The organism is Janthinobacterium glycogeni, assembly GCF_051380725.1.
Classification (GTDB): domain Bacteria; phylum Pseudomonadota; class Gammaproteobacteria; order Burkholderiales; family Burkholderiaceae_D; genus Janthinobacterium.
Genome location: NZ_JBNYXP010000025.1, coordinates 1 through 10,146, shown reverse-complemented (window position 1 = coordinate 10,146; position 10,146 = coordinate 1). Strand labels below are relative to the sequence as shown.

Sequence of the window (10,146 nt, the reverse complement as noted above, 5' to 3'; positions counted from 1 at the left end):
TCCGCCGATTACGCATCCGCTACGAGCGCCGTGCCGATATCCATCAGGCATTCCTCTCGCTTGCCTGCATACTCATCTGCTGGAGATACATTCAGCGGTTTTGTTAGGCGTTCTTAGCTGCTGAAGAATCACATTTTTCAGAGTAGTCCTAAATACGCAGCAGTTGCACAACGGTAAATTTACTGAGCCGTGATGTTGATTTGCTTTCGTGAAAGTGAGCAAAGTTTTCGTAGCTAGACAAAAAAATGCAGCTGAACAGTCGCAATTAATAACCACTATAAGAGAGTGGTTATTAATAAAATATTTTTTTGTAACCAAAATTGCATGCTATTATTCCATCCCATTCAAGTGGAATGAGAATTATTTACATAATTTATTTTGTAGTGCTTCGCCTTGGGAATCGTCAGCAGTGGCAATTACATCTCGTCAGTTAAGTGCAGTATTGTGTTTTTGTATTTTTGCCAACAAGCATAAGATAGATATAAACAGCCATAAATTGCTCGCTTCGGGCCTGATAGACGAGAAAAAGGTACCGGTCGACATTTTCAAAAGTCTTGCAGAAAAATTTCGGTTAAAGGCCAACATCCGCAAGTTCAGCGGGAAAAGTAGATTGACTTTCTCTTTTCCATTTGCATATCAGGATCAGGATGGCGTTTTCATGCTGGTAATGGAGCGCAATGACGCTGGATATACCATTGTCAATCCACTCTTCCCGACTGACCGTAGCACCTCAAGTTTGCAGGAGGTGCATGAGGCAAGTGGTGGACGAGTATTCGAGATTACCGAAACAAGTGGAACACAGGAAGAAAACCGCCGTTTCGGTGCAGACTGGTTTGGACGGCGCCTGCTCAAATTCAAAGGTCTGCTGGTTAAAATAGCCGTGGCGTCGTTGATGCTGCAACTATTTGCCACCGCCACGCCGCTGTTCAGCCAAGTCATTATTGATAAAGTCTTGGTGCGTAATAATCCATCTATGCTGTATGTGCTCGGGTTAGGTATGCTGATTGTCATTTCTTTTGAACTGATATTAACAATTCTTCGTTCGCGGCAACAATCACACATCGCCAGCAAAATCGATATAGAACTTGGCACGTATATTAAGCGGCATATGATGCGTTTGCCACTGGGCTATTTTCACCATCGTTCCAGTGGGCAAGTTATTGGAATTTTCAGAGAACTTGACACGCTTCGGGTTTTTCTTACTGGGCCGTCCGCTACCAGCATCGTCGACATCTCCTTTATTTTTGTTTTTTTACCGCTGATGTATAACTATAGTGGAAGACTGACACTAATTACCATTACTACAGGTCTCGTTATGGCCACAGTGGCCGTATTGACCAAGCCGCTGGAATTACGCAATACAAAAGAGCAATCGTTTGCCACGACCGAAGCACAAACGCGCCTGATTGAAAGTGTTTCTCAAATAGAAACAGTAAAAGTGCTTGGCGCGGAAAATATTATTCGTGGACGATGGGAATCTGCCTTTGCGCGACTGGTACTGGCAACCAAAGAAACGTCGGGCATGCAAGGTACCGTACAAGCGGTAAACGCGTCGATACAGCGCTTGTCGACACTACTAGTCTTATGGGCTGGGGCCGAGTTAGTTATCCAAGGTCAATTGAGCGCAGGACAATTGATTGCATTTCAGATGCTGTCCATGCGCGTGCTGCATCCAATGCAACGTATTACACATCTATGGCATGAGCTTAAAAAGGTCGAATTCTCTCTCGAACGCCTGGGAGAAATCATGAACTCGGCGACCGAATCGGAAGGATCGACCACCATTGGGAGCGTACTGCCAAAAGGCGATATCGTTTTGCATAATGTGTCCTTCCGTTACGGAGACCAAGCTACACAGGCATTGCGCAACCTCAACCTGACATTTGGGGACGGCAAGTCCACTGCCTTGATCGGCAATAGTGGATCGGGCAAAAGCACACTGCTCAAACTGCTGCTTAAGCTCCAACACCAAAGCATAGGCGTCATCAAGTACGGCACCACGGATCTGCGAAGTATCGATCCTGCCTTCCTTCGTAAACGGGTCAGCATGGTGGCACAAGATACGCAATTATTTGCTATGACGATCGCAGACAATATTGCCATTCGCGCTCCGTGGGCGAGCATAGAACAGGTCGTGGCGGCAGCGCAATGCGTCGGTGCCGACGCATTCATTGACAGCCTTAAACATGGCTATCACACGGTACTGGGGGAGAACGGTATTGCCCTGTCAGGGGGACAACGTCAACGCATCGCTATCGCACGAGCGATTCTCGATGAACCTGATGTCTTGATACTGGACGAGGCGACCAGTGCACTGGATTTTCAAAGCGAAAAATTAATCTATCGCAATTTGTTCCAACTTTTCGAAAGTAGAAAAATTATTATTATCACGCACAGAATTCAGTCCATCGAACATTGTGATCAAATACACGTGCTCGCCGAAGGAGAGTTGCTCGCCAGCGGCAGCCATGAAATGCTCATGGCAACTTGCCCGACTTATCGCGCAATGACTGAGCATGGCGCAATGCCTGCTGAACCGGAGATAACGACACAGGTGCAGTATGCATGACCATGAAAAACACCGTTCCGTGCAGCGTAGGGTGGAGGTGATTGATTTAACTGACGCAAAGTTACCGCGTTCGCACAACTGGCTGCAAGGTGCAGTTCTTGGTCTCACTGTGGCGACGGTGGCATGGTGCTGCCTGGGAGAAACTGATGTAGTTTCCACGGCACAAGGCAAGATTATCCCTGAAGGCCATGTAAAGATACTGCAATCGCCAGAAAACGCCATTGTAAAGGCGATTCATGTGCAGGACGGTGCCCTAGTCAAGCAAGGCGATGTACTGATTGAGCTGGATCCAACCACTAGTTCGGCTGACGTACAGTCATTAACTGCACGCACCGGTTTGATCGGTTTGGAAATCGCTCGTATTACAGCGGAAATCAATAACCGAGAACCAAATTATCCCGTGAGCAATGACAACGCTGCACTGGTGGTATTGCAAGAGCAATTGCGGCTCGCAAGGCAAGCAAGCCACTCCGCGCGTATCGACCAGATTGATGCGGAGGAAGAGAATGCCCGAAATACTGACAGGATGGTGCGGGAGTTGATCGTCAAACTCGAGGAATCCCTCGCTGATGCTCGCAAGCAAGAAGAGCGCTTTCGCCCCTACGTTGGACAAGCGATACCAATGGTCACTTACATGTCGGCCAAGGATGCACTGTTAACCAAGGAGCGTGAATTACTGACCCAGCAATCGAAACTGCGCTCCACGGTGACTGACCTGAAAGCGCTGGCTCAAAAACGCCGCCAACTGCTAGGTGAGCAGCGTAGCCAACTCGCTGCAGAGCTATACGACAAGCGGCGTGAGCAAGGTACATTGAACGCCGAGCTGGAAAAAAGTAGCCGCAGTTTGCGCATCAAGGAATTACGTGCGCCAATCGATGGCTTTGTGCAAAGCCTGTCTGTGACAACCATCGGTGGGGTAGTTACCCCGGCACAAAATCTGGTATCGGTAGTTCCGGCTAATGCGCCGCTGGTAGTGGAGGCTTTTCTGGCTAACGCCGATATCGGATTCGCCAAAATCGGCCAACAGGTCGCCATCAAGGTAGATGCCTACCCCTATATGCAGTATGGCGAAATTTCCGGTGTGTTGAACTGGATTAGTCCAGACGCGGATAGTCAGTCAGCTGCGGTGGGCGAACGACCTGCGACACAACAGCCCGGTGCCATGTACCGCATCAGAGCAAGTACCAATGGACAAAGACTGAAGACCCAAGCCGAATACGTGCTCAAGCCTGGCATGTCAGTACACGTCGACATCAAGACCGATCGCCGCACTTTCATTCGTTTATTCATGCAACCTCTGCTGCGCTACTGGAAAGACGCCGTACAGCAACGTTGAGTAACGATCTCTGCAAATTATTCGCATTTCCACAGTAGTTTTGAAAGGCAACTTCATGCAACCCTTACGTACTCCCGTAGCAATCCTGGCTATCTGGCTCGGTGCCGGATGGCTGACCGGCGCAGGTGCTTCCATCACTCAAGGCAGCAGCACAGCGCGCCAGTATCAGTTCGAATCACGCATTGAAGATGGGCCCGGCGATTTGCACGGCAGTACCGTCGGCCGTATTACCGTCATGCGCGAGGGAGATCGTCGCGCGGTATACACCGAAGACACCCCTTTGCAGCCCGGTTGCGGCAGCATACCAGCCGTCACTGTGATCTCCGAGCACCTCGCTGTCCTGTGCGGAAACCTCGGTGGTCGGCACAACACCTACAAGGTCTTTCGTCATTCCGGAGCGGCGCTCGATGTGACGACGCTTGATATTGGAGACGGCAATAGCGCACTGGAAACGGGCAACGATGGCCAATTGCTTGGATTGGTCATGCGTCGTGATCTTTTTCCTCAACTCACCGGACCGCGCTATTTCCCACTGGTGTATGGCTTGCATGACGATGCCATTACCTTTGGTTTCCGTCCGGTTTTCAGCGCAGCAGCTGCTCCCCTGTACCTGCGCTACTACCAGTCCCTCAAACAGGAAAGCGAAGCATCTCATGGGGCCGAGGAAATGTTGGCAATGCTACTGGCAATGCAGGACAGCGCACTGACATGCAAAGAATTGGCTTATCTGGAAAAGCGGCTCGTCAAGGGCGGAAAATTCCAGCAGCACAAGGCTGCCCGCACGTTCCTCATGGAATGGGCGCAGAAACTACCGGCGATAGGATATCCGGTTTTCAATAATGTAACTTGTAAAGGAACGCAGTAATGGCTTGCCCCAACGCATCTAACCTTAGAACCAGTCAGAAAGACATGTTGAATCGCATCATCCAGGCTGGCGCGATGCGCGGTTTCGATGGCCGTATGATCGACTATGCGCTCAAGAGCGCTTTTATCGAATCTTCTCTCGGCGACAACATGGGAGCACGCGCCGGCACTGGTCATGTAGGAATATTTCAATATGACCAGACTACCTGGAGTGGTTTGAAACACACCGGCAACATCAACAGCGTCGATGCTCAGATCAGTGCGTTTTATGATGACATGAGTAAGTACACGGCAAGATACAACGGGCTGGCGCCAGCCGAACGGGGCAATTTGGGTCTTGAACAGTATATGTATCTCAAGCATCACGACGGTAATAACTATACGAACTGGGCAGGGTCGCCTGGCGTGAAGATTTTCAATGAAAATTGTTTCGAACCTCATGTAGAAACGCGAGCGGAGCATGCCGATTCGCCACCGCCACCCGGCGGCGACCACATGTTCGACTATCTGGCATGGTGGCAACCCAGCGAACGAGAAGGCAAGGTTACCGTCGGCGATATCATCCCGCTCCCGCCCCCGGCTACCGAAGACGGCGATGAAACTGCCTGATTGAATACCATCAAAGCTGAATAATGATGCCGCGGCCGATGCCGGCCGCACTCTTTTACCTATTAATGATAGTCTTACATGATCGATTTCACCGTTGACCGGGACGAGTTTTTATCTACCTACTTCGAAAAACAATTTTTCCTGCTGCGAGGGGCTGCCAACACGCGCGACATTTCCTGGAGCTTCATCAACGATCTGCTGTATGTCGTAGAGCCGACATCTCCACAATTTAAGCTTTTGCATGAAGGGACGCTGGACGAAAGCGACTATGCCGAGGAATGCGATGAGTTTGGCGTGAATCGCAAGCGTCTGAAGAAAGACACCTTCTATAAACTAATGAGCACGGGCGCCACTGCCATTTTCAATCGCATTGAAATACACTCTCCATTCATCAAACGGTTGTGCATGCAGGTTGCAGATTACGCGGGGGGAAATGCCGCTGCGAACGCCTACCTTTCTTATACCGGCAATGGTACGTTCGGTAAGCACTGGGATACGCATGACGTCTTCGTAATACAACTGTTCGGAAGCAAGCACTGGCAGGTATTCGAACCTACCATGCCCCTGCCATTACCTAACCAGAAAAGCCAGAACATTAAACGCACTTGCCCTGACAATCCGGCTTTTGAAGGTGTACTGGAGGCAGGAGATGTAATGTATTTGCCGCGAGGCTGGTGGCATGTGGCTACGCCGATAGACAACGCTTCGCTCCATGTAACAGTCGGCATGTATTATCCGAACATGTTGGAGTACGCCTCATGGTGTGCCAGCAAATATCTGGCAGAGGTCTTGGTAGCACGCAAATCAGCACATTTGGCCGGAGGAAATGAGGATGACCTGCCAGAGCTAGCCGAGATGATGCGGCAAGCCATAATCAGTCCTCTCCATTATGAAGAATTCCGTCGAGAACGTCTCATGGCGGAGCGCGTGGTTACGCCTTACAGCTTGGAGCGCTTTACCACAGAGAGCAGCGTGCCGTTGGGTGATGGGAGAGAAGTCCGCCTGTACAGCAATCTGCGCAGTAATCTGGATCGGCGATATATGCGTCTCAATGGATCGTTGAGCATGCGCAGCCAGTGTGAGCTCGACACCATCCAGTTGCTGGCGGAACACCAGCAGCTGTCAATCGCTGGTCTGCGCGATGAACTGACGGGGCATACATCGCAGGCAATCGATACAACCATTGCCAGCCTCCTGAGCAAAAACATCGTATCGCTTCAGTAATGCCACGCACAGCCACACCATATCGCTGAAACAACACCGTAATGCACGGTGCTGTGGGGAATGCTGGAACATTGTCGCGCCGCACGACGGGTCAACAATTACCTAATGCCGGTCTATCGCTTGGGTTGGCAATTCCCCCAGCAAATGATCGCGGTCAAAAGTAGAATTTTCCAAACTCAGATTTTTTGAAAGTTCTGCATGAAGAAGTCCCGTTTTATCGATAGCCGCATCATCGCCATCCTCAAGCAAGCCGAGGGCGGCTTACCAGTCCCTGAGCTGTGCCGCGAGCATGGCGTCAGCAACGACACGTTCTACAAATGGCGCTCCAAGTTCGGCCGCATGGACGCCTCGCTGATGGCCCGCATAAAGGAACTGGAGGACGAAAACCGGCGCCTGAAGAAGATGTATGCCGAAGAGCGCTTGAAAGCCGAGATCGTCGCGGAAGCCCTGACAAAAAAGTGGTAACGCCATCTCAGCGGCGGGAGATGGCGCAATGGGCCGTGGCCCAGCATTGTCGACCTCTGCGCCGGCTCAAGCTGGCCTCGACGATCAGGATCATCAACCTGCTGACCGATAACGGTTCGCAATTCACCGACCGCTGCACAACAAAAAACAGGAAGCCCAGTGGCCAGCACGCCTTCGATAAAGTCTGCACCGCCATGGGCATCGAACACCGCCTGGCACCGCCCCGGCATCCGCAAACGAATGGCATGGTCGAACGATTCAACGGCCGTATCAGCGAGCTATTGCAGCAGACCAGATTCGACAGTCGGGCTGATCTGGAGACTACCTTGCTCAACTATTTAAAGCTTTACAACCACCACATTCCACGACGAGCTATCGGTGCCAAAACACCCATCCAAGCGCTCAAAGAATGGCAGCAAAAGAAGCCGGAGCTATTCGTAAAGCGCATTTATGATCAAACGGGACTGGACACCTAGCCATAACTGTCGGCGAAGGATGGCATAGCTGGCCGAGGCAGCAGCAGAGCTCCTGCTTTTGCGCGCGATAGCGGCACAGTTGGCTACGATAAACTAGCCCGTCTTCTGCTTCGTGCGCTCGGCCAGATAGAAGGCTTTGCGCGATGGCGGTGGACTGGTCATCACGGCTGACGCGACATAACACTTGACGGTATCACGCAAAAACAGAAGCTTGCCACCCCTGATCCATGGCAAAGCCGACTCGCCCCGACAGCAATTCTTTCAATGTGAGGAATGTCGCTCTTCTCTCCGGACGGCCGCGCGGTGGATCGACCTGAAAACCACCCGATACTAAGGACAAGCGAATTGACCGCATTTCTTGCCCGAGATAAAAAACACGACCCTGCTGCCCCACAACGATCTCGTGTTCCTTGATTCTGAAAATCAACTCGTCGCTATCCAGCACCTGGCAGAAGCGAGCGAACGGAAATGCAGCGGCAATATAGAAGTCACGCATGGCGCCCTCCCTTTCTACGGGCCTGGCGTCCATGCCTGCTGCTATGGCCACTCAAGCAATCTCCATCCTCCTCTGCACCCCGCGATGCAAAAAGATCGGATTGATGGAGCTTGATCTGCTCATTCAGCCATTGTGGATTTTTGAATAGGTTGTCGGAAATCCAGTCTGGCTTTGCCAGTACCGCCTGCCGGACCCACGCTGGGTAGTCCTGCAGCGAACCCAGAAACCAGCGGCACAACTGGGAACCAATCCAATCGCGCACTTCCTGCGCATCAACGGCACCGATGAACGGTAGATGCGACAACGGACTGCCACTGACCACCTTCATGCAATTGACGAAGGAAAACGGCTGCGTATCCCGAACCGGATCCGTGAACACCCAACGAACCAGTTCAAACTTCTCCTCCAATGGCGTGCGCGGGTCGCTGAGCAAACTCACCTTGCGTAACAGCCACCAGTGCAATGCCACCAACTCCTCTTCTGAAAATTCAATCGCGTCATCATTCGTCGCGCGCGCGGATACCCTTTTTACGGGTTCGCGCGGCACGCCAGGATGGAAAGAAGTGTCCCTATCCTGGGGGACGCGACAATAGTTGAACTGATATCTGCTCATGATTGCCTCGCACAAGAAAATGGGACGAGGCAACTCCCTCTCGGGCCGCATCGTCCCGAAGGGGGAAATAGATCATCCGGTTGCTACGACGCACCGGAACTTCAATTGACTGGCTTGATACTGTCGGCTGATGCCGTTCCGGCGGGATGCCAGCTACCGTCCTGAAAACGTATGCAAAATGTTTTGACGTGACTGCGCGGCACGCATGGCGCGTCAAAACACTCTCGTTACTCAGAAACACGGACGTCGGGCCTGGAAACAGGAGACTGTCCAATCGGTGCTGCGGCGCGCTGGGCGCAATTGAAAGGCTTGCCGGACGATGCAGGGCTAGCTACTGCGATGATGTACTGACTTTAGGCCGCCCTCACCTGCCTGTCAACACAGGTTCGACGAAAAATGCCATCAGCAAATTGACCTGCGGTGGGAACCGCGGTTGTGTGCGAATCAATGCGGTTATCAGCCGCCCACACGCGCGAGCGCAGTAGCCGCAAATACGCTTCCAAAGCTCCGTGCATTCCTCTTGAATCAGCATGATGGCGAGTACACCATGTCATGTAGCCCCATGGGCATTTTCGAGGACATCATCATGAACCACCCAGCTCGCACCCATTTGATCGTCACGCGTGATCACGGCGAAACCAACAGGAAGTTGCTGGCCAAGGAGGGCCCCGCCGATCTGACGCGTGTCGAATCTGCGAGCCGCAAGGTCAATATCACGCTCGCCAGCCCGGAGGGCAAGCGTTTGTACTTGCGATGCTTCTACGTCTCACAAGCGAATTTCCATTTTATTTCCGTCTTTGGCAGGATGAAACTACCAGCCGAGGATGTCGATAAAGTGGAACAGGAATTGCGCACCATGCTCGACGCGCGCATTGCCTTGGCCAACCAGCGTATCGTCGCTTTCGAGAAACTGTGCCATCACCATGGCATCACCGAACTGGCCAGCTATGACATCGAACCTCTCGCCGTTGAGGCCAAAGTCTTTTCCATGTTCGGCCGGCGATTACTGGAATTGATCAGCAAAGTCGACCAGCTCATGCCCATGCTCGAAACCCTGTGCATTGACGAGGCGCTCTCGACAAGCCAGCTCATCGCCGAAAAATCGCAGATCAAGAAAACCGTACGTGCAGTGACCGCCACCACGCGCGCGCTGTCCCTGGGCCTGCTCAAACGGATCAATGCCCTGCCCGTATCCGAACGCAAAGCCACCACAACGAACAGCCAGGCATCACCTGGCGAGGGATCCGGCATGCACACAGCGTTCAACGGCGAACCTCAACAATCAGGCGCCCCAGAGCCCAATGCGGCCCCTGAGAGCGTTTTGAGCGATCCTGCTACGGAGATGGGCGAAGAGGCGTCCGCGAGCCCCTGACAGGCTTAGAGCGCCTAACAAAACGTCGTCCAGAGAAACAAACGGCCCCGAAGTTGGTCAAACCCACCTGACATTGTTTTCGGGAGGCGCGCCATGGCCAACGCCCTTCTTCCTGACGACCT

At 52.3% G+C, this 10,146-nt stretch carries 9 protein-coding genes and 2 pseudogenes; 9 read left to right on the top strand and 2 right to left on the bottom strand.

Going from position 1 to position 10,146, the window contains the following annotated elements; genetic code table 11:
- The 8 genes and pseudogenes from ACQ4W4_RS27440 to ACQ4W4_RS27405 all read left to right on the top strand — a co-directional run.
- A pseudogene (locus ACQ4W4_RS27440) lies at window positions 1-107 on the top strand (IS5/IS1182 family transposase); the annotation flags it as partial.
- A 101-nt stretch (window positions 108-208) separates the two neighbouring features.
- Window positions 209-2,569: a peptidase domain-containing ABC transporter gene (locus ACQ4W4_RS27435; protein ID WP_436544651.1), complete on the top strand. Its 2,361-nt coding sequence runs from the start codon at window positions 209-211 to the stop codon at window positions 2,567-2,569.
- Window positions 2,562-3,905: an HlyD family type I secretion periplasmic adaptor subunit gene (locus ACQ4W4_RS27430; RefSeq protein WP_436544650.1), complete on the top strand. Its 1,344-nt coding sequence runs from the start codon at window positions 2,562-2,564 to the stop codon at window positions 3,903-3,905. Before ACQ4W4_RS27435 ends, ACQ4W4_RS27430 begins: the two co-directional genes overlap by 8 nt.
- Before the next feature lie 55 nt (window positions 3,906-3,960).
- Entirely contained in the window at window positions 3,961-4,770 is an 810-nt protein-coding gene (locus tag ACQ4W4_RS27425; protein WP_436544649.1) for a hypothetical protein, read from the top strand.
- A gap of 44 nt (window positions 4,771-4,814) precedes the next feature.
- Window positions 4,815-5,378 carry a hypothetical protein gene (locus tag ACQ4W4_RS27420; protein ID WP_436544648.1) on the top strand — a complete coding sequence of 188 codons (564 nt, stop codon included), beginning with the start codon at window positions 4,815-4,817 and terminating at the stop codon, window positions 5,376-5,378.
- Window positions 5,379-5,456: 78 nt separating this feature from the next.
- A complete protein-coding gene (locus tag ACQ4W4_RS27415) occupies window positions 5,457-6,602 on the top strand; it encodes a JmjC domain-containing protein (RefSeq protein WP_436544647.1) in 1,146 nt (381 codons plus the stop codon).
- 198 nt (window positions 6,603-6,800) lie between these two features.
- A pseudogene (locus tag ACQ4W4_RS27410) lies at window positions 6,801-7,108 on the top strand (transposase); the annotation flags it as partial.
- A complete protein-coding gene (locus ACQ4W4_RS27405; RefSeq protein WP_436544652.1) occupies window positions 7,088-7,543 on the top strand; it encodes an integrase core domain-containing protein in 456 nt (151 codons plus the stop codon). The pseudogene ACQ4W4_RS27410 and the gene ACQ4W4_RS27405, both read left to right, overlap by 21 nt.
- Before the next feature lie 193 nt (window positions 7,544-7,736).
- Here ACQ4W4_RS27405 and ACQ4W4_RS27400 read toward each other — a convergent pair whose 3' ends face one another.
- Entirely contained in the window at window positions 7,737-8,039 is a 303-nt protein-coding gene (locus ACQ4W4_RS27400) for a hypothetical protein (protein WP_436544646.1), read from the bottom strand.
- Window positions 8,032-8,652, bottom strand: a complete 621-nt coding sequence (locus ACQ4W4_RS27395) for a hypothetical protein (protein WP_436544645.1) — start codon at window positions 8,650-8,652, stop codon at window positions 8,032-8,034. Before ACQ4W4_RS27395 ends, ACQ4W4_RS27400 begins: the two co-directional genes overlap by 8 nt.
- A gap of 586 nt (window positions 8,653-9,238) precedes the next feature.
- Here ACQ4W4_RS27395 and ACQ4W4_RS27390 point away from each other — a divergent pair.
- Complete coding sequence (locus tag ACQ4W4_RS27390; protein WP_436544644.1) at window positions 9,239-10,024, top strand: hypothetical protein; 786 nt, start codon at window positions 9,239-9,241, stop codon at window positions 10,022-10,024.
- The last annotated feature ends 122 nt before the right edge of the window (window positions 10,025-10,146 follow it).

Excerpts from the sequence above, each read along its gene's own strand:
- ACQ4W4_RS27430 (WP_436544650.1), top strand. The coding sequence starts at position 2,562 with ATGCATGACCATGAAAAACACCGTTCCGTGCAGCGTAGGGTGGAGGTG.
- ACQ4W4_RS27425 (WP_436544649.1), top strand. The coding sequence starts at position 3,961 with ATGCAACCCTTACGTACTCCCGTAGCAATCCTGGCTATCTGGCTCGGT.
- ACQ4W4_RS27420 (WP_436544648.1), top strand. The coding sequence starts at position 4,815 with ATGTTGAATCGCATCATCCAGGCTGGCGCGATGCGCGGTTTCGATGGC.
- ACQ4W4_RS27415 (WP_436544647.1), top strand. The coding sequence starts at position 5,457 with ATGATCGATTTCACCGTTGACCGGGACGAGTTTTTATCTACCTACTTC.
- ACQ4W4_RS27405 (WP_436544652.1), top strand. The coding sequence starts at position 7,088 with ATGGCGCAATGGGCCGTGGCCCAGCATTGTCGACCTCTGCGCCGGCTC.
- ACQ4W4_RS27400 (WP_436544646.1), bottom strand. The coding sequence starts at position 8,039 with ATGCGTGACTTCTATATTGCCGCTGCATTTCCGTTCGCTCGCTTCTGC.
- ACQ4W4_RS27395 (WP_436544645.1), bottom strand. The coding sequence starts at position 8,652 with ATGAGCAGATATCAGTTCAACTATTGTCGCGTCCCCCAGGATAGGGAC.
- ACQ4W4_RS27390 (WP_436544644.1), top strand. The coding sequence starts at position 9,239 with ATGAACCACCCAGCTCGCACCCATTTGATCGTCACGCGTGATCACGGC.